This is a genomic window from Streptomyces sp. Wb2n-11, from assembly GCF_001049855.1.
GTDB classification, from domain to species: Bacteria; Actinomycetota; Actinomycetes; order Streptomycetales; family Streptomycetaceae; genus Streptomyces; species Streptomyces altiplanensis.
The window spans coordinates 2579586-2601639 of sequence record NZ_CVPB01000001.1; the positions used below are offsets into that span (position 1 = coordinate 2579586).

Annotated in this window: 22 protein-coding genes; 9 read left to right on the forward strand and 13 right to left on the reverse strand. The window is 72.6% G+C overall.

Annotated elements, in window-relative coordinates:
- Positions 1-211: 211 nt before the first annotated feature.
- Together BN1555_RS11405 and BN1555_RS11410 are read left to right on the forward strand one after the other, a co-directional pair.
- The gene (locus BN1555_RS11405; protein WP_255306397.1) at positions 212-1105 is read left to right on the forward strand and encodes an SPFH domain-containing protein; all 894 of its coding nucleotides are present in this window, start codon (positions 212-214) and stop codon (positions 1103-1105) included.
- Complete coding sequence (locus BN1555_RS11410) at positions 1102-1365, forward strand: type II toxin-antitoxin system antitoxin (RefSeq protein ID WP_093799287.1); 264 nt, start codon at positions 1102-1104, stop codon at positions 1363-1365. The genes BN1555_RS11405 and BN1555_RS11410 overlap by 4 nt, the downstream gene beginning before the upstream one ends.
- Positions 1366-1453: 88 nt before the next feature.
- Here BN1555_RS11410 and BN1555_RS11415 read toward each other — a convergent pair whose 3' ends face one another.
- Complete coding sequence (locus tag BN1555_RS11415; RefSeq protein ID WP_093799288.1) at positions 1454-2428, reverse strand: hydrogen peroxide-inducible genes activator; 975 nt, start codon at positions 2426-2428, stop codon at positions 1454-1456.
- 132 nt (positions 2429-2560) lie between these two features.
- Here BN1555_RS11415 and BN1555_RS11420 point away from each other — a divergent pair, with 132 nt between their 5' ends.
- On the forward strand, positions 2561-3115 hold the full coding sequence (locus BN1555_RS11420; RefSeq protein ID WP_093799289.1) for a peroxiredoxin: 555 nt from the start codon (positions 2561-2563) through the stop codon (positions 3113-3115).
- 5 nt (positions 3116-3120) lie between these two features.
- Positions 3121-3654: an alkyl hydroperoxide reductase gene (locus BN1555_RS11425; RefSeq protein WP_093799290.1), complete on the forward strand. Its 534-nt coding sequence runs from the start codon at positions 3121-3123 to the stop codon at positions 3652-3654.
- 89 nt (positions 3655-3743) lie between these two features.
- On the opposite strand, the gene BN1555_RS11430 is transcribed toward BN1555_RS11425, so the two are convergent.
- From BN1555_RS11430 to BN1555_RS11450, 5 genes are all read right to left on the reverse strand, one after another.
- Positions 3744-4361 (reverse strand): hypothetical protein, encoded by a 618-nt coding sequence (locus tag BN1555_RS11430; protein ID WP_093799291.1) that lies wholly within the window; start codon positions 4359-4361, stop codon positions 3744-3746.
- 103 nt (positions 4362-4464) lie between these two features.
- Positions 4465-5877 (reverse strand): AI-2E family transporter, encoded by a 1413-nt coding sequence (locus BN1555_RS11435; RefSeq protein ID WP_093799292.1) that lies wholly within the window; start codon positions 5875-5877, stop codon positions 4465-4467.
- A 120-nt stretch (positions 5878-5997) separates the two neighbouring features.
- The gene (locus tag BN1555_RS11440; RefSeq protein ID WP_093799293.1) at positions 5998-6744 is read right to left on the reverse strand and encodes an aggregation-promoting factor C-terminal-like domain-containing protein; all 747 of its coding nucleotides are present in this window, start codon (positions 6742-6744) and stop codon (positions 5998-6000) included.
- A gap of 422 nt (positions 6745-7166) precedes the next feature.
- Complete coding sequence (locus BN1555_RS11445; protein ID WP_093799294.1) at positions 7167-8489, reverse strand: RNA 5'-3' helicase PhoH2; 1323 nt, start codon at positions 8487-8489, stop codon at positions 7167-7169.
- 317 nt (positions 8490-8806) lie between these two features.
- Complete coding sequence (locus BN1555_RS11450; RefSeq protein ID WP_093799295.1) at positions 8807-9568, reverse strand: isoprenyl transferase; 762 nt, start codon at positions 9566-9568, stop codon at positions 8807-8809.
- A gap of 166 nt (positions 9569-9734) precedes the next feature.
- Here BN1555_RS11450 and mgrA point away from each other — a divergent pair, with 166 nt between their 5' ends.
- On the forward strand, positions 9735-10772 hold the full coding sequence (mgrA, locus tag BN1555_RS11455; RefSeq protein WP_093799296.1) for an L-glyceraldehyde 3-phosphate reductase: 1038 nt from the start codon (positions 9735-9737) through the stop codon (positions 10770-10772).
- 300 nt (positions 10773-11072) lie between these two features.
- Here the strand turns inward: mgrA and BN1555_RS11460 are convergent, their stop codons facing one another.
- The 3 genes from BN1555_RS11460 to BN1555_RS11470 form a co-directional block, all read right to left on the reverse strand.
- Positions 11073-11381 (reverse strand): winged helix-turn-helix transcriptional regulator, encoded by a 309-nt coding sequence (locus BN1555_RS11460; RefSeq protein ID WP_093803338.1) that lies wholly within the window; start codon positions 11379-11381, stop codon positions 11073-11075.
- Between the two features lie 179 nt (positions 11382-11560).
- A complete protein-coding gene (locus tag BN1555_RS11465) occupies positions 11561-12679 on the reverse strand; it encodes a baeRF3 domain-containing protein (RefSeq protein ID WP_093799297.1) in 1119 nt (372 codons plus the stop codon).
- Between the two features lie 127 nt (positions 12680-12806).
- Positions 12807-13619, reverse strand: coding sequence for a prepilin peptidase (locus tag BN1555_RS11470; RefSeq protein WP_093799298.1), 813 nt, complete (start codon positions 13617-13619; stop codon positions 12807-12809).
- Positions 13620-13713: 94 nt separating this feature from the next.
- On the opposite strand from BN1555_RS11470, the gene BN1555_RS11475 reads away from it, so the two are divergent.
- Positions 13714-14097 (forward strand): DUF192 domain-containing protein, encoded by a 384-nt coding sequence (locus BN1555_RS11475; protein ID WP_093803339.1) that lies wholly within the window; start codon positions 13714-13716, stop codon positions 14095-14097.
- Positions 14098-14211: 114 nt separating this feature from the next.
- Here the strand turns inward: BN1555_RS11475 and BN1555_RS11480 are convergent, their stop codons facing one another.
- Positions 14212-17019 (reverse strand): helix-turn-helix transcriptional regulator, encoded by a 2808-nt coding sequence (locus tag BN1555_RS11480; RefSeq protein ID WP_255305998.1) that lies wholly within the window; start codon positions 17017-17019, stop codon positions 14212-14214.
- A gap of 204 nt (positions 17020-17223) precedes the next feature.
- Complete coding sequence (locus tag BN1555_RS11485; protein ID WP_093799300.1) at positions 17224-18159, reverse strand: bis(hydroxyethyl) terephthalate hydrolase; 936 nt, start codon at positions 18157-18159, stop codon at positions 17224-17226.
- A gap of 539 nt (positions 18160-18698) precedes the next feature.
- On the opposite strand from BN1555_RS11485, the gene BN1555_RS11490 reads away from it, so the two are divergent.
- The gene (locus BN1555_RS11490; protein WP_093799301.1) at positions 18699-18971 is read left to right on the forward strand and encodes a glutaredoxin domain-containing protein; all 273 of its coding nucleotides are present in this window, start codon (positions 18699-18701) and stop codon (positions 18969-18971) included.
- Between the two features lie 20 nt (positions 18972-18991).
- On the opposite strand, the gene BN1555_RS11495 is transcribed toward BN1555_RS11490, so the two are convergent.
- Positions 18992-19813, reverse strand: coding sequence for an SGNH/GDSL hydrolase family protein (locus tag BN1555_RS11495; RefSeq protein ID WP_255305999.1), 822 nt, complete (start codon positions 19811-19813; stop codon positions 18992-18994).
- The gene (locus tag BN1555_RS11500; protein WP_093799302.1) at positions 19800-20396 is read right to left on the reverse strand and encodes a PadR family transcriptional regulator; all 597 of its coding nucleotides are present in this window, start codon (positions 20394-20396) and stop codon (positions 19800-19802) included. Before BN1555_RS11500 ends, BN1555_RS11495 begins: the two co-directional genes overlap by 14 nt.
- 90 nt (positions 20397-20486) lie before the next feature.
- Here BN1555_RS11500 and BN1555_RS11505 point away from each other — a divergent pair, with 90 nt between their 5' ends.
- Together BN1555_RS11505 and BN1555_RS39650 are read left to right on the forward strand one after the other, a co-directional pair.
- On the forward strand, positions 20487-20939 hold the full coding sequence (locus BN1555_RS11505) for a nuclear transport factor 2 family protein (RefSeq protein ID WP_093799303.1): 453 nt from the start codon (positions 20487-20489) through the stop codon (positions 20937-20939).
- A 333-nt stretch (positions 20940-21272) separates the two neighbouring features.
- Positions 21273-21980, forward strand: coding sequence for a Scr1 family TA system antitoxin-like transcriptional regulator (locus tag BN1555_RS39650; RefSeq protein ID WP_141662839.1), 708 nt, complete (start codon positions 21273-21275; stop codon positions 21978-21980).
- Positions 21981-22054 lie beyond the last annotated feature (74 nt).

Sequence of the window (22054 nt, forward strand, 5' to 3'; positions counted from 1 at the left end):
ATCCACTCTTTTCCGTACGTGACAATCAGCACCCGCCTCACCGGAACCGACTCATGAAGGGGCTCCAGGGTTGCGAAAACCCCCGCCCGGGTTTACGGACCCCGAAAAAGTGATATCAATTTGCTAGGTAAGCCGAACCACCGCCAGCACACGAAACCGGGGGACGATCATGTCCGTGACCAGCACGCCCGTACCGACCGACCTGCCCGAGATGCCCGCGCCACGCGTCCGCGAGAGGGCCGCGCACAGCATCGGCGGCGGCCTCGCCCTGCTGCTGGGCCTGCTGGGACTGCTCGCCGGGGCGGCGCTCGCCGTCTTCGGCGCCACCCTCACTTCGGCCGGCCCGAAGGCCGCGCTCATCGCCGTCGGCGTCCTGGTCGCCCTCGCCGCGTTCTTCGCGATGTGCGGCCTCAACATGGTCGCGCCGGGCGAGGCCCGCGTCGTCCAGCTCTTCGGGCGCTACCGCGGCACCATCCGCACCGACGGACTGCGCTGGGTCAACCCGCTGACCACCCGCTCGAAGATCTCGACCCGGATCAGGAACCACGAGACCGCCGTCCTCAAGGTCAACGACGCCTACGGCAACCCGATCGAGCTGGCCGCGGTCGTGGTCTGGAAGGTGGAGGACACCGCGCAGGCCACGTTCGAGGTCGACGACTTCCTGGAGTTCGTCGCCACCCAGACCGAGGCCGCCGTACGCCACATCGCCATCGAGTACCCCTACGACGCCCACGACGAGGACGGCCTGTCCCTGCGCGGCAACGCCGAGGAGATCACCGAGAAGCTCGCGGTCGAGCTGCACGCGCGCGTCGAGGCGGCCGGGGTCCACATCATCGAGTCCCGCTTCACCCACCTCGCGTACGCGCCCGAGATCGCGTCGGCGATGCTCCAGCGCCAGCAGGCCGGCGCGGTCGTCGCGGCGCGCAAGCAGATCGTCGAGGGCGCGGTCGGGATGGTCGAGATGGCCCTCACCCGGATCGCCGAACAGGACATCGTCGAGCTCGACCCCGACCGCAAGGCGGCGATGGTCAGCAACCTGATGGTGGTGCTGTGCGGCGACCGGTCCGCCCAGCCCGTCCTCAACACCGGCACTCTTTACCAGTGACGGACGAGACCCCTCAGCGGAAGCAGCGGCAGCGCAAGCAGGTGCTGCTGCGGCTGGATCCCGTCGTGTACGACGCCCTGGTCCGCTGGGCGTCCGACGACCTGCGCAGCGCCAACGCGCAGATCGAGTTCCTGCTGCGGCGGGCCCTGTCGGAGAACGGCAGGCTCCCCGGCGGGGCGGCGCCGATCCGCCGCCGGGGGCGGCCTCCGAAGGCACCGGACGCGGACACGGACACGGACACGGAGCCCCCAGCCCCGTAGGAGCCCCGGCCCCGTAGGAGCCCCGGCCCTGCGGGCCGCTCCCCGCCCGCCCCTTGCCGGGCCGGAGCTCCGCCCCGGACCCCGCACCTCACCCCGCGCCGGCCACCACCCGCACCGGCAGCCGCCGCATCGCCTCCCGCAGCGCCTGCGCGAACGTCTCGAACTCGCCCTGGCGCGCCGCCCCCGTCCGCATCGCCAGCGCGACCCGGCGCGACGGCGCCGGGTCGGCGAAGTGCCCCGTCACCAGCCGGTCGTTGCGGTCCGTCTCCACCTTCACCGCCGTGCGCGGCAGCAGCGTCACCCCGAGTCCGCCCGCGACCAGCTGCACCAGCGTGGAGAGGCCGGCGGCGGTCGTCGTGACCGGTGCGCCCTGGGTACGGCCCGCCTCCCGGCAGATGTCGAGCGCCTGGTCGCGCAGGCAGTGCCCCTCGTCGAGCAGCAGCAGAGGCAGCTCCCTGAGCGCCTCGCGCGGTATGTCGCCGCGCCCGCCCAGCCCGTGGCCCCGCGGCGTGACCAGCACGAAGTCCTCGTCGAACAGCGGCAGTTCGGCCACCCCCGGCACCCCGAGCGGCACCGCGAGCAGCAGCAGGTCGAGCCGCCCCGCCGCCAGCCCCTCCAGCAGCGAGGACGTCTGCTCCTCGTGCACCTGGAGGTCCAGTTCCGGGTACCGCTCGTGTACGAGCGTGAGCACCGTCGGCAGCAGGTACGGCGCCACCGTCGGGATCACCCCGAGCCTGAGCACCCCGGTGAAGGGCGCCCGTACCGCCTCCGCCTCCTCCATCAGCTCGCCCACCGCGTCGAGCACGGCCCTGGCCCGCACCGCGAGCCGCTCCCCCGCCGGAGACAGCAGCACCTTGCGCGTCGTACGCTCGACAAGCTGCACGCCGAGGGTCTCCTCCAGCGCCGAGACCGCCCCGGACAGCGCCGGCTGGCTCATGCCGATCGCGGCGGCGGCGTCCCTGAAGTGCAGGTACTCGGCGACGGCGGCGAACGCGCGCAGCTGCGCGAGGCTGGGCTGCTTGCCCTTGACGCCGTTCCCGCCGCTTCCGGTACTACTGGCCACTGATAACCACCTCCGATCGGATCAAGCAAGTCTAGCTATTTCCGTGATCAATGCTTCCTGTGTCACTGTGGGGATCCGTCCAACCCCCAGGAAACTCCCGTAACGGAATTTCCTTCTCTGCAAGGAGCGCGTGTGCTCACTGTTGGTGACCAGTTCCCCACGTACGACCTCACCGCCTGTGTCTCCCTGGAGGCCGGCAAGGAGTTCGAGCAGATCAACCACAAGTCCTACGAGGGCAAGTGGCGCGTCGTCTTCGCGTGGCCCAAGGACTTCACCTTCGTCTGCCCGACCGAGATCGCCGCTTTCGGCAAGCTGAACGACGAGTTCGCCGACCGCGACGCGCAGGTCCTCGGCTTCTCCGGTGACTCCGAGTTCGTGCACCACGCCTGGCGCAAGGACCACCCGGACCTGACCGACCTGCCGTTCCCGATGCTGGCCGACTCGAAGCACGAGCTCATGCGTGACCTCGGCATCGAGGGCGAGGACGGCTTCGCGCAGCGCGCCGTCTTCATCGTCGACCCGAACAACGAGATCCAGTTCACGATGGTGACCGCCGGTTCCGTGGGCCGTAACCCCAAGGAGGTCCTCCGGGTCCTCGACGCGCTCCAGACCGACGAGCTGTGCCCGTGCAACTGGACCAAGGGCGAGAACACCCTCGACCCCGTCGCCCTGCTGTCGGGTGAGTGACTGACATGGCACTCGACGAACTGAAGGCCGCCGTACCGGACTACGCCAAGGACCTGCGCCTGAACCTCGGCTCGGTCATCGGCAACAGCGACCTCCCGCAGCAGCAGCTGTGGGGCACGGTCCTGGCCTGCGCGATCGCCTCGCGCTCGCCCAGGGTGCTGCGTGAGCTGGAGCCGGAGGCGAAGGCCAACCTCAAGCCCGAGGCGTACCAGGCCGCCAAGTCCGCCGCCGCGGTCATGGCGATGAACAACGTCTTCTACCGCACGCGCCACCTGCTCTCCGACCCGGAGTACGGGACGCTGCGCGCCGGTCTGCGGATGAACGTCATCGGCAACCCGGGCGTGGAGAAGGTCGACTTCGAGCTGTGGTCGCTCGCGGTCTCCGCGATCAACGGCTGCGGCCAGTGCCTGGACTCGCACGAGCAGGTCCTGCGCAAGGCCGGTGTCGAGCGCGACACCATCCAGGAGGCGTTCAAGATCGCCGCGGTGATCCAGGCCGTCGGCGTGACCCTCGACTCCGAGGCCGTCCTGGCCGAATAGCCGGCAGTACGCATGTGAGGGGCCCCGCGGACATCGCGTCCGCGGGGCCCCTCACGCGTGCGCGTCGGCCCTTGAGCCACGCGTGCGCGTCAGTCCCTGAGCGCGGCCATGAGGTCCCGCATGTCCTCGATCATGAGGGGCGGGAGCGCGGACAGGTCCGGCTCGTGCCCGCCGCCGGGCGGGTCCCCGTCCCCCTGGTAGTCGACGCCGGGAGTGACCAGGATTTCCGGCACCGCGCCCCCCTCCAGGACCTTCAGCCGCGGGCCGTCGTACTCACCGGGCTGCGGTATCAGATACGCCTTCTCGCCGAGCCCGGGGACTTCCTGCAGCTCGGGCGGCGTCGCCTCCCCCCGGACGGGCTGGCCGGGAACGGCCTCGAACTCCGGTTCCGGGTCGGTCTTCTTGTGCAGCTCGGCCACGATCTCGACCTGGTGGTTCACGGTGAACCCGTCCTTGTCCGGCCTTCCCGCCGGTGCGAAGTACATGCTGCAGGTGGCCTTGTCCAGGACGCCGTGCTCGCTCACCATTTCGATCGGGTCGGCCGGCTTCTTCCCCGGACTCAGCCCCAGGGCGGCCAGCTCGGCCTTCTCGCACAGCCCCTCGCCCACCCGGTAGCCCCGCGTGTCGACCTCCTCCTGCGCTCCGTACGCGGAGAACCCGCCCGCACCGCCGAAGCGGCCACCGCGCCGCCCACGGCCCACCGCCACGGCCGGCGGCCGCGCGGCGCCCCGGGGCGTTCCCCGCCCGCGCTCGTCACGGTCCCGGGCTCCGGCGCGGCCGGGAAGTCCCCCACCATCTCCGGCTCGGAGATCATTCCGGGCCCACCGCGCCCTCTCCCTGTGCCGGGACCGGCGCGGACGCGGGTGGGGGTGCCGTCGCGGGTGGGGGTGCCGTCGCCGGACCGAGCGCGGTCGCGCCCCGCGGCTCCGGCGCCGTGCGCAGCGCCGTCTCCATGCTGTACGTCCGCAGGTAGCCGACCACCGTGTTGGTCACCGCCACCAGCGGCACCGCCACCACCGCGCCGCCGATCCCGGCGACCAGGCCGCCCGCCGCGACCGCGAGGACGACGGCCAGCGGATGCACCCGGACCGCGCGGCCGAGGATGAACGGCTGGAGCACATGGCCCTCGATCTGCTGTACGGCCAGTACGACGACCAGCACCATCAGCGCCGTGAACACGCCCTGCGTGACGAGCGCGACGACCACCGCCAGCGCGCCCGACATGACCGCGCCGACCAGCGGGATGAAGGCGAACAGGAAGATGAAGACGGCGAGCGGTACGGCCATCGGCACGTCCAGGAACCAGATCCCCAGACCGATGAAGATCGCGTCGATCAGGGCCACTATCACCGTGCCCCGCACGTACGCGGTGAGCGTGCGCCACGCGCGCGGCCCCGCGCCCGCGACACCGGGCCTGGCCTGCGCGGGCACCAGCTTGAGCGTCCACTGCCAGATGCGCTTGCCGTCGTACAGCAGGAAGAGCGTCGAGAACATCGCGAGCAGCATGCCGGTGAGGAACTCGACGATCACGGTGACGCCCTGGAGGCCCGCCGAGGTGATCTCCTCGGTGTTGGTGGCGACCGCGTCGGTGAGGTTCTCCGCGATGTCGTTGATCTGCTTCTCGGTCACGTGGAACGGGCTGTTGAGCAGCCAGCGCTTGAGCTCCTCGATGCCGTCCTTGAGGCGGTCGGAGAGGTTGTCGATGTTCTCCATGACCTGCCACACCACGAACCAGCCGACCAGGCCCATGACGACGAAGCCCAGGACGGCGGTGACGGCGGTGGCGAGGCCGCGCGGCAGCCCGGTCCTCCGCAGCCGGGCGACCGTGGGCTGGAGCATCGCGGTGACCAGCAGGGCTGCGGCGAAGGCGAGGACCACCAGCTGCACGGCACTGATGATCTTCATCAGTACCCAGAGCGTGCCCGCCAGTACGAGCAGCCGCCAGCTCGCCTCGGCCGCCACGCGCATCCCCCACGGGACGGCGGCGACCGGGTCGGGCCTGGCGGCGACGGCGGGGGCGTAGTCGGGCGGCGCGGGGACGCGCTCGACACCGGCGGTGTCCGCGGAGCCGTACAACGGCGCGCCGCCGGGGCCCGTGGCGTCGTCGTCGGACGCGGCGGCCTCGGCGCGGCGCTCGTTCAGCCGCTCTCCGATGCGGGTCAGTCCCGCCCCCAGCCTGCCGAGCCATCCCGGCTGTGGCTGTGGCTCTGGCTGTGTTGACATGTCGCTCTCTCTTCTTCCCCGTCGCGTGCTCCCCGGGGGAGACACCGGACCGACCGTACACGCGCAGAGCCCCTCACCGTAGACGGTGAGGGGCTCTGCGCGGTTGAGCTGCCGCTGGTACTAGTACCAGTGGTTGGCCTGCCAGAACGACCAGGCGCCGCAGGGGCTGCCGTAGCGCTCGTCCATGTAGTTCAGGCCCCACTTGATCTGGGTGGCGGGGTTGGTCTGCCAGTCGGCGCCCGCGGAGGACATCTTGGAGGCGGGCAGCGCCTGCACGAGGCCGTAGGCACCGGACGAGGGGTTGCTCGCCTGGTAGTTCCACGTCGACTCGTGGTTCACGATGTTGCTGAAGCACTGGAACTGGTCGCCCGGCACCATCTGCCGCGCCATCGCCTGGACCTCGGCGACGGTGTAGGAGCTCTTCGCGGAGAAGCTGCTGGCGTCACGCGTGGCGGAGCGGCTGGCGACCTGCTCCTCCTCCTCGCGCTCCTTGGCTTCCTCGGCGGCCTTCGCCTTCTTGGCTTCCTCGGCCGCCTTCCGGTCCGCTTCGGCCTTCGCCTCGGCGGCTTCCTTCTTGGACTTGGCGTCCTTGGCCGCCTGGAGGCGGGCGGATTCCTCTGCGGACTTCTTCGCGTCCACATCGGCGGCATAGGCCTGTGCGTCGGCCTGCTGCGTCAGGGACGCGGTCTGCACCTGGGCCTGCTGGCCGGCAGGGATGTCTGCGAGGAGCGTCATGTCGGCTGCGGTCGCCTCGAAGTTCTCGTTCGAGGGCTGAGTGTCGCCCGAGGCGACGCCCACGACGGCGCCGACAGTGGTGACCGCGGTAGCCGAAGCCACGGCGAATCCCCGGACCGAAATCCGGCTCACACGGTTTCCTTCCAGCAGTGCCCGCTCGGGTGACCTCGCGGACGCAATCGTGCCCCTGGCGCTGGCCTTCCCTCGCGTTGGGTTCGGGAAGGCGCGGACCCGGTGGGCAACTCCTCTGCGGGAGCGCCGCGTAGTGACTCGGGCGGCATACGGCGACGGCTGTTGAGTTGTGTGGTGCCGCGTCCTCGTGAGGAAGCGGCGTACGGGTGTGCCGTATGCGGGGCCTGACGGAAGCAAGACTCTGCCGGAACCGGACGCCGGGAAGCAATTATTCGTTGCGTGTGAAAGCTCACACGCCGTTTACACCACTCGTTTCACTGAAACTTCCCCGCAGCACGACGCCGCCCGGCTAGGATCCTGCGCCCGGCCGGACGGCGCCAACTACCTTTTCCCTCTTATGGGGTTCAGAGGGGCCAGAGGGCTCAGAGGTGCACGTCCTCCAGCATTTCGGTCACCAGTGCGGCAATCTGCGAGCGCTCCGAACGGGTGAGGGTGACGTGCGCGAAGAGCGGGTGGCCCTTCAACTTTTCGACGACGGCGACCACTCCGTCGTACCGGCCGACCCTCAGGTTGTCGCGCTGGGCGACATCGTGGGTCAGCACCACCCGTGAATTCGCCCCGATCCGGGACAGAACGGTCAACAGGACGTTCCGTTCCAGCGACTGGGCCTCGTCCACGATCACGAACGCGTCGTGCAGCGAGCGGCCCCGGATGTGCGTGAGCGGCAGCACTTCGAGCATGCCGCGCCCCAGCACTTCCTCGATCACCTCGCGGCCCGCCACGGCCGACAGCGTGTCGAAGACCGCCTGCGCCCAGGGGCTCATCTTCTCGGACTCGGAGCCGGGCAGGTAGCCGAGCTCCTGCCCGCCCACCGCGTACAGCGGCCGGAAGACCATCACCTTCTTGTGCTGCCGGCGCTCCAGCACCGCCTCGAGCCCCGCACAGAGCGCCAGCGCCGACTTTCCGGTGCCCGCGCGCCCGCCCATCGAGACGATGCCGACGTCCGGGTCGAGGAGCAGGTCCAGCGCCACCCGCTGCTCGGCGCTGCGCCCGTGGATGCCGAACGCCTCCCGGTCGCCGCGTACGAGCCGGACCGTGCCCTCGGCGGTGACCCGGCCCAGCGCCTTGCCGCGCTCGGACTGGATGACCAGGCCCGTGTGTACGGGAAGGTCCGCGGCGGCCGGCTCGTACACCGTCTCCTCGGTGTAGAGCAGGTCCACCTGCTCGGCGGAGAGGGAGAGTTCCGCCATCCCGGTCCAGCCGGAGTCGGTGATGGCCAGCTCCGCCCGGTACTCCTCGGCGAGCAGTCCGACCGAGGACGCCTTGATCCTCAGCGGCAGGTCTTTCGATACGACGGTCACGTCGAACCCCTCGGCCTGGAGGTTGCGTGCCACCGCCAGGATCCGTGAGTCGTTGTCCCCCAATCGATAGCCGGCCGGGAGCACGCCGGGATCGGAGTGGTTGAGCTCGACACGGAGCGTTCCGCCCAGGTCGCCCATCGGGATGGGGGCGTCGAGGCGTCCGTACCTGATCCGGCAGTCGTCGAGCAGGCGCAGGGCCTGCCGGGCGAAGTAGCCGAGCTCCGGATGGTGCCTCTTGGCCTCCAACTCCGTGACCACGACGATCGGGAGCACCACCTCGTGCTCGTCGAACCGGGACACGGCGTTCGGGTCGGCCAGCAGGACGCTGGTGTCGAGAACGTAAGTGCGCCTGTCGGGCATGCGGCGCTTTGTGCTGGTCACCACGGAAGGACGTACCCCCTCTGAAGACGAGCCTGAGGTCGGGGTGCGACGGCGTCGCGAGCGGTGGGACCGGGCTCGGGCCACGATGCGCGGGCCGAGCTCCGGCCCTCCGCTCCGTCCACGCTCAGCACGTGGTCGTCCTGGTGCAAGGGGCCTCCCGGGCGAGCGGACCGGCCGCTCGCTGAGATACGGCGCCCGTGGACCGGGCGCCGACCTGGAAGGGGTATTCCCTTTCTCACCCGCTGTCATGCCATGGCATATGACACCCCATGAGCCGGGAACCTTCCCGCGTCTCCCGGCGTACGCACGAGCGCCGCGGATCAGGTCCCGTAACGCCGGTGGCGGGCCGCGTAGTCGCGCAGGGCGCGCAGGAAGTCGACCTTGCGGAAGGCCGGCCAGTGGACCTCGCAGAAGTAGTACTCCGAGTGGGCGCTCTGCCAGAGCATGAAGCCCGAGAGCCGCTGCTCGCCGCTGGTACGGATGACCAGGTCCGGGTCCGGCTGGCCGCGCGTGTAGAGGTGCTCGGAGATGTGCTCGACGTCGACGATCTCGGCGACCTCCTCCAGGGAGGTGCCCTTCTCCGCGTGCTCCAGCAGGAGCGAGCGGACCGCGGCGGCGATCTCCTGCCGGCCGCCGTAGCCCACGGCGACGTTGACGAGTATCCCGTCGTTGTCGTGGGTGGCCTGCTCGGCCTCCTTCAGCACGGACTGGGTACGGGCGGGCAGCAGGTCCAGCGTGCCCACGTGGTGCACCCGCCAGCGGCCGTCGGCGGCGAGAGCGCGGACGGCGTCCTCGATGATCCCGAGCAGCGGGACCAGCTGCTCCTCGGGGCGGTTCAGGTTGTCGGTGGAGAGCATCCAGAGGGTCACGACCTCGACGTCGGTCTCGGCACACCAGCCGAGCAGCTCCTGGATCTTGCTGGCGCCCGCCTTGTGTCCCTGCTCGGGGGTCCCGCCGGAGGCCTTCGCCCAGCGTCGGTTGCCGTCGAGGATGACACCGATGTGCTTGGGCACCTGGTCGTGATCGAGGCGGCCTTCCACCCGGCGTGCGTACAGCCTGTACACCAGGTCGCGCAGGTTCACTGGGTCTCACCTCATGGCGTCGTACGTGTCGGTCGTCCCGCGGGACCATCAGGCACGCGCGGCTGTTGCCCGCCGCACACGTGCGGTCCCGAAGCGGCCACACTACTGCGCGGCCGTCCCGGCGGCCCAACCCGGCCTGTCACAAGTCCGTGATAGGGAGGGGAATGTGACTGATTCCCCTTCGTACCTCGCCGCCGGTGACCGTTACGACTCCATGGAGTACCGGCGCACCGGCCGCAGCGGTCTCAAGCTGCCCGCCGTCTCGCTCGGCCTCTGGCACAACTTCGGCGACGACCGCGCGCTGGACTCGCAGCGCGCGATCCTGCGCCGCGCGTTCGACCTCGGCGTGACGCACTTCGACCTCGCGAACAACTACGGTCCGCCGGCCGGCTCCGCCGAGCTGAACTTCGGGAAGATCTTCGCCCAGGACTTCGCCCCGTACCGGGACGAGCTGGTCATCTCCACCAAGGCCGGCTACCTGATGCACCCCGGCCCGTACGGAGAGTGGGGTTCGCGCAAGTACCTGCTGTCCTCGCTGGACGCCTCGCTGTCCCGGATGGGCCTCGATTACGTCGACATCTTCTACTCCCACCGCTTCGACCCGGAGACCCCGCTCGAGGAGACGATGGGCGCGCTGGCGTCCGCGGTGAAGCAGGGCAAGGCCCTCTACGCGGGCGTGTCGTCGTACAACGCCGAGCAGACCGCCGAGGCGGCCGGGCTGCTGCGGGAGATGGGCGTACCGGCCCTGATCCACCAGCCCTCGTACTCGATGATCAACCGCTGGACCGAGGAGGACGGCCTGCTCGACACCCTGGAGGAGGCCGGCATGGGGTGCATCTCGTTCGTGCCGCTCGCGCAGGGGCTGCTCACCGGGAAGTACCTGAAGGGCATCCCGGAGGGCTCGCGCGCCACGCAGGGCAAGTCGCTCGACCCGCAGCTGCTGTCGGACGAGGTCGTGCGCCGTCTGAACGGGCTGAACGACATCGCGGCGCGTCGCGGCCAGTCCCTCGCCCAGCTGGCGCTGTCGTGGGTGCTGCGCGACCCGCGCATGACGTCGGCACTGATCGGCGCGTCGAGCGTGCGGCAGCTGGAGGAGAACGTCGCGGCGCTGGGCGGGCCCGCCCTGTCCGAGGAGGAACTGAAGGAGATCGACACCTTCGCGGTCGACACCGAGGGCACCAACATCTGGGCCGGGCGGGGCTGACGGCACAAAAAACGGGCCGGTCCGTGGGGGGATACGGACCGGCCCGAGGGGGGGTTTCCACCATAACCCTTCGTGAGGGGTGCTCGGGGCCGCGCCCCGCCAAAAGTCAGCCCTGACTTTTTCGCGCAGGCTGATGGACGGTCGTGAGGCCAGTCGGCCCTAGGGGAAATACGCTTCTGCAGGACGCCGCCCGTAACCCCCAAGAGCTAATCCGGCGGAGGGATCCGACTTGACGCTCCGCTTACGGGCGGGGCGTTTCCCGCTCCGCGGCCCGTCGGCGGCCCGGCCTGCGCGCCCGGCCTACGCCACGTCCCGGTGCTTGACGGCGAGGATCTGGTCCATGTGCCGGTTGGCCCAGGCGCCGAGCGGGCCGAGAGCCTCGTTGAGGCCCTCCCCCATCTCCGTGAGCGAGTACTCGACGCGCGGCGGGACCTCCCGGTACACCTCGCGGTGGACGATGCCGTCCGCCTCCAGCTCGCGCAGCTGCTGGATCAGCATCTTCTCGCTGACACCGGGCACCTGGCGCTTGAGCTGCCCGAAGCGGAGGGTGCCGTCGTGGTCCAGCGCCCAGAGGATCAATGCCTTCCACTTGCCGCCCACCACGTCCATCGCCGCGTCGATGCCGCAGACGTAAGGTCCGGTGCCGTTGCTCACTGCCAACTCCTCTGTCCGTACCAGCTGTTGCCGACTGTACGGGAGCGGGTGGTGGCGCGGCAGGGCCGCTCGTCACGGGGGACGGGGCGGCACGGAGCGGACGGGAGCGGCGCCGGGCCGGGGGCGGCCCGGGGTCAGTAGCGGAGGGCCGCCGCCATGCCCTGCGCGTCCGCCAGGGACTCGTCGGGGACGAAGACGACCTCGCCGTCCGCGGTCAGCACCGTCTCCACCAGGGAGTCGACGATGTCCTCCTCCGCACCCTCGGTGTCCGCCTCCTCCTCGTCCAGCAGAGTGAGTGTCGCGCGCTCCGCGCCCTCGACGGTCTCGGGACGGGCCGTGACGCGCAGCCCCTCCTCGACGACGAGCACCGCGACCCGGCCCTCGCCCGCCGCCTGCCACACGTCCTGCACGCCCGCCGCGTAGCGCTTGCCGCTGCGGGCCTCGTCGAGCGCGTGCCGCGCGCGCGCCGTGTCGCCGTCGGCGAGGGCCTGGCGGGCCGGGGCCAGCTGGGCGGAGAGCTCCGCCGGCGTCGTGTGCGTCAGCCCGCCCACCTCCAGGTCGACGACGATCGCCTGCCCGTGGCTGGTGACCTCGCGGTAGATCGAGAGGTGCTTGCTCAGCCCGACCAGCACGACCGGCAGCGGAGTCGCCCGGAGCACGCCCGTGAGCTTCCTGTCGGCGTCCATGAGCATGTTCCGGAAATCCTGGGTGGTCCACTGTCCGCCGTCACGGCTGGGCGCCTTCTCGCGCTCCGCGCCCGACGAGATCACCGGGAAGCCCCACTCGTGGTCCTCGGCCACCTGGTCGCCGCGCCCGCGCCACAGCCGCACCTCCCCCGTGCTGAGCACGAGGACCAGGTACGGCCGCTCCCGCGCCTCCAGGGCGACCAGGTTCCGGGTGAGGTACGTCGTGTTGACCACGATGCGCTCGGGCACGGAACCGCCGACGAGGAAGCTCCGGTGCTCCTCGGGCGAGGCGTAGACGATGAGGCCGTCGCCGAAGTACTCCGGGTCGATCTCGTCGGCGGCGGCGGCCAGGTGCTGGGTGACCGCGGCCGCCTGGGCCTTGGTGACCTCGGGATCGTCGGCGAGGCGCTTCTCGGCCTCACCGAGGAGGTTGCGCAGGCGGATGTGGTCCTGCTGGCTCTCCGGCCAGTGCCGGTGCGTGGGCAGTGTGACCGACACCGCCGGGTACGGGCGGGGCTTGCGCAGTTCGGCGAGCAGTTCCGGGGTGGGGCGGGTCGGCTGCGTCATTCGGGCACTCCTGGCTGCGGCTGCGGCTGCGGCGGTGGATCGCGGGCAGGCGGCTTCCCGTGCCGCCCGTCCGTCCATACGTGCGTCTCATGGCAACTTCTCATGATTGTCCGGTTGGCGCGCGCGGTCAGCCGCCCAGTGTGCCCAGTCCGCCCAGCAGCAGACCTGCCAGTGCCCCGGCGATCATGAAGGGGCCGAACGGGATCGCGGTCCTGCGCCCGGCGCGCCGCAGGATCATCAGCCCGACGCCGTACACCGCGCCGAGCAGGAACCCGGTGAACGTCCCGGCGAAGAGGACCGGCCATCCGTACCAGCCGAGCGCGACGCCCAGGGCGACGGCCAGTTTGACGTCGCCGAAGCCCATGCCGTTCGGGTTGACCAGGAAGAGGAGGAGGTAGCCGCCTCCGAGGGCCACGCCGCCGAGCAGCGCGGCCGGCCACGACCCGCCGTCGCCGGGCAGCAGCGCGGCCAGGCCCAGCAGTGCCGCGGCCGCGGCGGCGAGCGGCAGGGTCAGTACGTCGGGCAGCCGGTGCACGCGGCGGTCCACGACCGCGAGGAGCACCGCGAACGGCGCCAGCAGCAGCCACACCGCGAGCTCGGGCCGGGCGCCGGTCGCGGCGGCGAGCAGCGCGCACACGAGGGCGGTGAGGAGGGCGTGGCGGGCGGTGTGCGGATACGGCGCGGGAGCGGGCCTCCGGTGCGGTGCGCCGGCCGGGGTACGCACCGGCGCGGCGGCGCCCGCACGCACCGCCGCCGCGCACTCCGCGCAGCGCGCGGTGCCGAGCCAGCCGCGTGCGGGGCCGGTGAAGGGGTGCCCGGCGGGGCAGGCCGCACGCCACGGCTCCTGCGGTTCGACGGCGAGCCGGTAGGCGGCGCGGGGCACGAGCGGTCCGGTGGCGGCGCCCCAGAGGGCGGCGGCCGCGATCAGCGTTGCGTACACGGCACGGAGCCTAGGCGGGGGCCGGGGGCCGGGTCATGGGCCCGTGGGCCCAGGGGGACCCACGGCGGTGGGGAAGGGCGCTACCGTCGGCCTCATGGGGCAGTGGCGGGACGGGCCGGGGATGCTGACGGTGGGGCACGGCCTGCGGGGCGGGCCCGCGGTGCCGCTGGAGATCGCGGTGTCCGCGCGGGCGCGCACGCGGGGGCTGCTGGGCCGGGACGGGATCGCGGGCGCGATGCTGCTGAGTCCGGCGAGCAGTGTGCACACCTTCGGGATGCGTTTCGCGATCGATGTGGCGTACCTCGACCGGGAGTTGAGGGTCGTCGCCGTACGGACGACGGCGCCGGGGCGGCTCGGCCTGCCCCGGCTGCGGGCGCGCCATGTGCTGGAGGCGGAGGCGGGCGCGATGGAGGTGTGGGGCGTGCGGCCCGGCGTGCGCGTAGGGGTGTGGGCGGCACCGGGTCCGTCCGGCGATTGAGGAGCGGGGGCCGCCCCGGCCGGTGAGACCGGTGCGGCCGAGCTGCCGGTGCGGCCGGTGCGGCCGGTGTTGTCGGTACCGCCGGTGCGGCCGGTGTTTTCGGCGCTGCTTGTGTCAGAGGCGCGCGGGACTCTTCTCGTCACGGTCCAGCAACCGTGCGAGTTCGATGCGTGAACGCACCCCCAGGACGGCGAAGACGTTCCGCAGATGGTGGTCGACGGTCCGCGGGCTCACCGAGAGCCGGACCGCCACTTCGCGATTGGTCGCGCCCTGCGCGACGCACCGCGCGATGCGCTGCTGCTGAGGGGTCAGCAGGGCCAGCGGGCCGGTGCCGGCGTCCCCCGCCACCGCCTCCCCGGCGGCGCGCAGCTCCCCGGCGGCGCGCTCGGCCCAGACCCGCGCACCGCAGCGCTCGAAGGCGACCAGCGCGTCACGCAGGGGCCCGCGCGCCTCCCGGGTCCTGCGCTGTCTGCGCAGCCACTGCCCGTACAGCAACTGGGTGCGGGCCCCTTCGAAGCCGCCGCCTGCCCGCGCGTGGTGAGCGAGCGCCTCCTGGTACCGGGCGGCGGCCTCGTGGGGAGGGGCCAGCAGTGCCCGGCAGCGGGCCAGTTGGGCGGGGGCCTGCGGGTCGGCCGTCCCGGCCGTCCACACCGCGAACTCCTCGACCGCCGCGGCGGCCTCGGCCGCGCGGCCCGCGAGCACCGCCGCCTCCACGAGGCACGGCACCGCGGGCATCCGGACCGCGAAGTGACCGCGCAGCGGTCCGGGGCGGACCAGGGGGAAGAGGCGTGCGGCCGCCTCGGCGGGTCTGCCTTCGGCCAGGCCGGCGCGGGCGACCGCCCAGGTGGCGAGGGTGGCGGCCTGGGCGAGGCCGTGCGGGCCCGCGTCCGCCGCGGCGGCCTCGGCGTGCTCGGCTGCGGCAGCCGCGCCGCCTTCGACGGAGGCGACGAGCGCGAGCACGGCCCGCAGGTGGGCCGCCTTGTTGCGCTGGCCCAGCCGGTGGGCGGCGCGCAGCCCCTCGCTCGCGTGGGCGCGGGCGCGGGCGTGCCGGCCGGCCCGCAGTTCTCCGTACGCGAGGTGCTCCAGGGCCTGCGGCAGCAGGGACTCCGGGCCGTGGGCGCGGACGGCGGCGAGCGCCCTGGCCCCGGCCCGGCAGGCCGCGTCGATCTCGCCGAGGACGAGCGCGGCGACTCCGGTGCGCAGCAGCGCGGCCGGGTCGTCGCCGCCGGCCGGGACGTCGCCGCCGGCCGGGACGTCGTTGCCGCCCGGGGTGCCACTGCCGGCAGCGGGGGCCAGGCAGCCGCGCAGCAGGTCGCGCCCCTGCCTCCCCCGCCCGTCGAGCACCGCGCACATGCCCGCCCGGTACGCCTCCAGCGCCGGGTCGGACTGGGGTGCCGGGATGCGGCGCATCGCGTCGAGGTAGGCGGCCGCGTCCCCCATGGCCCAGGCGGCGTCGGCCGCGCCGAGCAGGGCGTCCACGGCCCGGCCGGCGTCGTGCGGGGCGAGCAGCGCCGCCGCGGTGAGCAGGACCTCCCGGGCGTCGGCCACCGGCCCGTCGCGCAGGGCGAGCAGCCCGCGTACGTAATGGACGTGTCCGGGCGCCGGTACGACGCGCACCTGGGCCAGGAGTTCGCGGGCCCGCCCGGGGTCGCCGCCGAGCCAGGCGTGCTCCGCCGCCGCGGCGAACCGGGCGCCGCGAAGGGCGTCGTCGCAGGAGAGGAGGGCGGACCGGGCGAGCGCCACGGCGCGGTCGGCGTGCGGCCGGGGAGCGGTGGCAGCCCGTGCCAGCGCCTCCGCCAGTGCCGGGTCGTACCGGTGCGCCGCGCAGGCCCGCTGGACCAGCCTCGGCAGCGTACGGTGCGGGCCGTCGAGCAGGCCGGCCAGCAGGTGGTGCACGGCGCGGCGGCGGGCGAGCGGGGTCCGGCGCAGCAGGGCCGTGCGCAGCAGCGGATGGGTGAAGCGGACCCGTACACCGTCGTCGTGGACCGCGCCCGCCCGCTCGGCCGGTTCCAGGCAGCCGGGGTCGAGTCCGGCCAGCTGCCCGGCGTGGAGGAGCAGGGCCGCGTCCGCGCCGGTCCCGTGGGGCTCGTGCTCCTGCGCGGCCGCGGCGAACAGCAGGAGCAGACGGGTGTCGTCGGGCAGCGCTTCGAGGAGGGCGGCGTAGGCCTCCAGAATGCTCTCGGCGCCCGGCAGCGGACGGGGCAGGGGAGCGCGGCCGGCCAGTTGGTCGGGGGTGAGCCGCTCGGCCGCTCCGGTGAGGATCCGCGGGTTTCCGGCGGCCTCGCGGCACAGCTCCTCCCGTACGGCGGGATCGGTCCGGCCGTCCGTCAGCCGGTCGAGCAGGGCGGCGGACGCGTGGTCGTCGAGCGGGCCGAGCCCGAGGGCGGGCAGGCCGCCGAACGCGTCCTGGCCGTCGGCCGGGTGGTGGGCCACGGGGGCGAGGGCGGTGACGAGGACGGCGACTTTCAGGCCGGGCCCGAGCCGGCGGGCCGCGAAGCCGAGCGCGGCGCGTGAGTCGCGGTCCCAGGCGTGGACGTCGTCGACGCAGACGAGGAGTGGACCGCGGGTACCGAGGGTGCGCAGCAGGTCGAGCAGGGCCGTGGGCGCGAGGCCGGGCCGCAGGACGTCGGCGGACGCGGCGGGCAGCAGTGGGGCCGGGGCCGAGCTGAGCAGCTGGTGCAGTCCGCTGTGGGGCAGGAGCTGTTCCGCGGGAGCGGCTGCGGCGTACAGGACCGGTCCGTCGCGGTAACCGTCCATGGTGTGGCGCAGGAGGGCGCTGCGGCCGAGGCCGGGGGGCGCGGTGAGCACGAGCGCACCGCCGCGACCGGCTCTCAGGCGGGCCAGCAGGGTGTCCAGGAGGGCCAGTTCTCCGCCTCGGCCGTACAGCCGGAGGGGACTGTGCACGGTCGTCGATGGGGTCACGGCCGCTACGTTACTTCCGCGTAAACAAGCCCGGAAGGCTCGCGTCCGCCCGTACCCGCGCGGACGGGGAACTCTGGGCGGGCCCCCAACCGGGCCCGTCGGCCGCTGTGCACCGGCACAGCGGCCGACGCGTGCGCAGGCGTCGGCCGGAGCGGGGAGTTGCCGGTGGCGTCGCTTCCGCCACCGGCAACCCGTCTGCTTCCGTCAGGAGTTGTGCGGGCAGTTGCCGCGGTACTCCTCGATGGTCGCGCTCGGCCTCGGCAGCGGGCAGAGGAACTGCTCGTAGCGGGTGTCGTTGTCGATGAACCTCTTCAGCCAGGAGAGGCTGTACTTCCCGATGGTCGTGTTGGAGGTGTTCGGCGTGAAGTGGCTGGCGTTGTTGAGCTCCAGGTACGCCTTGTCGAGGGTGCTGGGCAGCGACGTGTAGAACGGCTCGGAGTGGGAGGAGACGGAAGCGACACTGTCCCCGTCGGCCCCCACCACCAGGGTGGGCGTGCGCAGCTCGGGCCAGGTCTTGTCGAGGTTCCAGCCGGTCAGTGGAATCGCCGCCTGCAGCGACGTACGGCTCTTGGCCGCCTCCAGGGCGCCGCCTCCGCCCATCGAATGCCCCATGACGCCGAGCCGCGTGCTGTCGATCCGGGTGCGGACCGCACTGCGCTCCGTCAGGTAGTCGAGCGCGGCGAGGAGCTGCCGGCCCCGGCTGTCGGGCTGGTCGAGCGTGGTGTTGGTGTCGATGGTGAAGACGACGAAGCCCTGGGAGGCCAGCCGGGGACCGAGCCAGGCGATGCTGGACTGGGAGGCGGTGTAACCGGGCGAGATCGCCACCGCCCCGAAGGTGCCGTCGGCGGTGGACGTCGGGTAGTAGATGGTGCCGCCGCCGAAGCCGGTGACGCCCAGCGAGGAGACCGAGGTCTGCGAGACGGCGTAGGAACCGCGGGAGGCTTCGATGCTCGACACGGTCGGCGCCGGACCACGCTCGTACGGGTTGGCCGCCGCGGCCTGGGCGCCCGGAACCAGCGTGGCGCACAGACTGGTGGCCGCCGCGGCTGCCGCCAGCCCCAGGCGGACCGTGCGGGAGCGGCTCTTCGTGGGGGTACGGCGGCCTCGGGAGGCGTCGCCGGAGGGGAGGAGGTGTCGCACGAGGGGGGGTCCTCTCGGTCGTGGCGGAGCCGCACCGGGGGAACAGGGCCCGTCGTCCCGGGGCCCTCGGGTGCACCGACGGCTGCCGCCGTGCTGATTGGCGGTAGCTACGTTCGCGGCACCCCCGGTGGGGACACATCGGCAAGTTCACCGGTCTTCCGGGCGCGGCCGCGGAGCGAACGGCTCCGAATCGATGGACCGAGTCCGGCCCCGACGCGTGCGCCGACGTACGGGCGGACCCCTGCTCGCGTTCACCGCGGGGGCACGAGCGGGTCCGGCGGCCGCCCCGCAGAGGCTTGCGCACGGGGACGCGCCTTGTGCAAGGGGTGTACGGGAGCCCGTGTACGGGGTGCACGGGAACGCGCGGGACAGCCGGCCCGCAGGCGTACAGGGATCCCGGGAACGCCGGCATCGTCGTCACGTCGCGTACTCTCCCGCTCCCGGCCACCTGCGTGTGGCCGGGACGGCACGAGCGCCGGGCCCGTCTTCCCTCGCGTTCCCCCGCGCCGTCCGCGACCCGGAAGAAGAGGCGAGGACCCATGACCGAAGAAGGCGTGGTCGTCTACTGGCGGCCCCTGTGCACGTACTGCCTGAAGCTCTTCCTGTGGCTGCCGTTCACGCGGCTCAGGCACACCAGGGTGAACATCTGGAAGAACCCGGACGCGGCGGCGTTCGTCCGCTCCGTGGCCGACGGGAACGAGACCGTGCCGACCGTGACCGTGGCGGGCAGGCCGATGGTGAACCCGTCCAGGAAACAGCTCCTGGAGGCGGTCGCGGCCTACGCGCCGCACGCGGTGTCCCGGGCCGAGTGACCCTCCCCCGGGGATGTTCCCTACGGCGCCGGGCGCACCGGCAGCAGCTGCGGTCGTTTCGCCGTGCGGCCGTCGCCGGAGGACCGGCCGCGCAGACGCCGGCCCAGCCAGGGGCCGAGGAACGCGGCGGCCCAGCGGAGTTCGGCGTTCGCGGCCTGCCACCCGGTGGGCGCGGGAAGCGGGGGCAGCGGGCGGGTCCACGCGTCGTCGGCGCCGGGGAGCAGGAGTGCGTGGGCCACGGCCGCCGCGATCCGTTCGTGGCCGAGGGGGCTGGCGTGGAGCCGGTCCTCGCTCCAGACGCGCGTGTCCGTGGCGAAGGCGTGCCGCGCGGCTTCGGCGACCGCGACGCCGTGGCGGGCGGCTGCCGCGCGGATGCGCGCGTTGAGGTCGTGCACGCGGGGCGCCAGCGGCCGGGCGAGGGGCACGATCCTCCCGATGTCGGGGAAGGTGACCGTGGCCACGCGGGCCCCTGCGGCGGTGAGGGCGGCGAACACCGCCTCCAGGTGACCGGCCACCTCGGCGGCGTCGAACGTGGGCCGCATCAGGTCGTTGACCCCGGCGACGACCGTCGCGAGATCGGGGCGCAGGGCCAGGGCGGGTGCCAGCTGCTCGGCGCGGACCTGGCCGGCCAGGCGTCCCCGTACGGCCAGATTGGCGTACTGGAGCTCGGGGTTGGCGGCCGCGAGGTGCTCGGCGAGGCGGTCCGCCCAGCCGCGCAGGCCGGTGGTTTCGTCGCCGTCGCCGAGCCCTTCGGTCTGGCTGTCGCCCAGGGCGACGTACCGCGCGTACGGCACGTGCGGTGCGCACGGCGGCTCGTACGGCACACACTCATCGCTCGGCACGGACCGGCCCCCTCGCGCGCAGGACGGCCGCGACGCGCAGGCCCCACTCCCGGTTCTCCCGCTCCAGGGCCAGGCCGCGCAGACAGGTGAGGTACGGGCCGATCCGGTCGCCCCGGCGCAGGAACTCCTCCTCGTCCAGCTCGCCGCGCATCTTGCGGAGCAGCTTGCCGAAGAGTTCGGTCCTGGCCTCGGCGACGGACGCCCGCTCCTCCAGCTGCTCGATCAGCGGACCGGTGTCGACGGAGTCGGCCGCCTGGACCTTCACCATCAGGTCGTCGCGGACGAAGGAGGGTTTCGAGGGAGCGGCCGTGAAGGCCGCGAGTTCGGCGAGGCCGGCTTCGGTGACGCGGAACAGCCGCTTGTTGGGCCGGGTCTCCTGGACCACCCGCCTCCCCGCGACCAGCCCTTCCTTCTCCAGCTTGGCCAGCTCGGCGTAGAGCTGCTGGGGCAGGGCGTGCCAGAAGTTCGCCACGCCGATGTCGAACGCCTTGGCCAGCTGATAACCGCTGCACCCACTGTTGCCGCCACTGTCGCCGCCGTCACCGACCAGCAGCGCCGCCAGTACGGCATGTCTCAAGGCCATCGACGCAGCCCCCTTCCCTTCCGCCGTCCGCTCCCCCATCATCATAATCAAGAAAGTGACTAGTCAGGTTCTTGAGTATGAGGTGAGTTCATGGAGAGCGCCGCTGCCGGACGCTTCCGCGCCGCCGTCGAGAAGGGCGACCTCGGCGCACTGGACGAGCTGTTCACCGAAGACGTCCGCCTCTACAGCCCGGTGAAGTTCCGGCCGTTCGAGGGCAAGCCGATGGTCATGGGGCTCTTCGGCGTCCTGCTGCGTACGTTCGAGGACTTCCGTTACGTCGGCGGGTTCGACGGCACGGCGGAGACGAACACGAACGGCGCCGAGACCCCGTCGGCCGTCCTGGTCTTCCGCGCCGTGGTGAACGGGAAGGAAGTCCACGGCATCGACCTGCTGCACTTCGACGAGGCGGGCCGGATCGAGGAATTCACGGTGATGGTGCGCCCGCAGTCGGCGTCACACGCCCTGAGCGAGGCGGTACTGGCCGGCCTGGTGGCCGACGGCCTCGTACCGGCGCCTGCGTCGGCGTCGGCCGAGGGCGCCTGACCGACGGCGATCCGCGCCGCGGACGTACGCACCTGGGACGAGGTGGTTTCGAACAGGGCCCGGCGTTCCCGGAGGGGGCGAGGCGTCCGGATTCATCGCATCCCGGGTTTTCCACGGGGGTGCGGGAGGCGGGGAGGGTGCGGGATCGTCTGGGGACGGGGATGGGTGAAGTGGGAGGGCCGGCGCGGGGTGGAGTGCTGCTGACGGCGCAGGCCCGGACGGCGGAATGGCCGGCGCGGCGGCCGAACCGGCGGCTGCGGACCGGGGGTGGACCCGGACCGTCAACGGTGCGTGGTGCGCGCCGGGCAGGGCGGCCCAGGACTTGGTTCCCCGGTGCGGCGGGGCCTGGACCTCGGCGGAGCCCCAGGTGCCGCCGCGGTCGTCGACGAGCGCCGCGAGCAGCCACAGCGAACACGTACGGCGCTCTTCGCAGAGCGAGGTCGCGGCCGGGTCCCTGCGCCGGGGATACCGGCCCCACAGCCCGCCCTCGACGCGATCATCCGCGAGGCCGCGCTACGGATGGAGTTCGGCGGACCGGTCACAGCCAAGCGGCAGCCGACGTACACCCTCGACGCGTCCGAACGCGACGACGTGACGGTACGCGTCATCCCGTTCAGGGCCGGCGGCTTCCCGGGAGCCGGTCAGTCGGTCGTCTACGCCGGGGACGTGGTGCCCGGGCTCGACGTCGTGGAACTCGACAGCACCCACGGGCCCGAGTTCATCGACTCGGAGATGCAGCTCCACAAGTACCGCGCCCAGCTCGACGCGGTGCAAGCCGCGGCGCTTTCGCCTGCCGCGTCACGCGCCTTCACCCGTGACATCGCCGCTCGGCCTCTGGGGGACGTCACCGTGCCGGCCATTCACTGGGAGCAGCCCTTCCGCGGAGAGGGCGCCAACTGCTTCCGGCTCGGAACCGACAGCGAAGGCAACGCCCACATCGCCGTCCTCGGCGAGGAGGACCGTCACCTCACCGACAGCGAGGACGCCCTGCGGAACCTGCTCCGGGACATCAAGGCGGGGCAGGCCGACCACCTGCTCTGACGCCCACGGTCCCGGCCGTACCGGCCGGACTGGCCGGACCGGACTGACAGCCGGGCCCCCGGACCGGCGGCCGG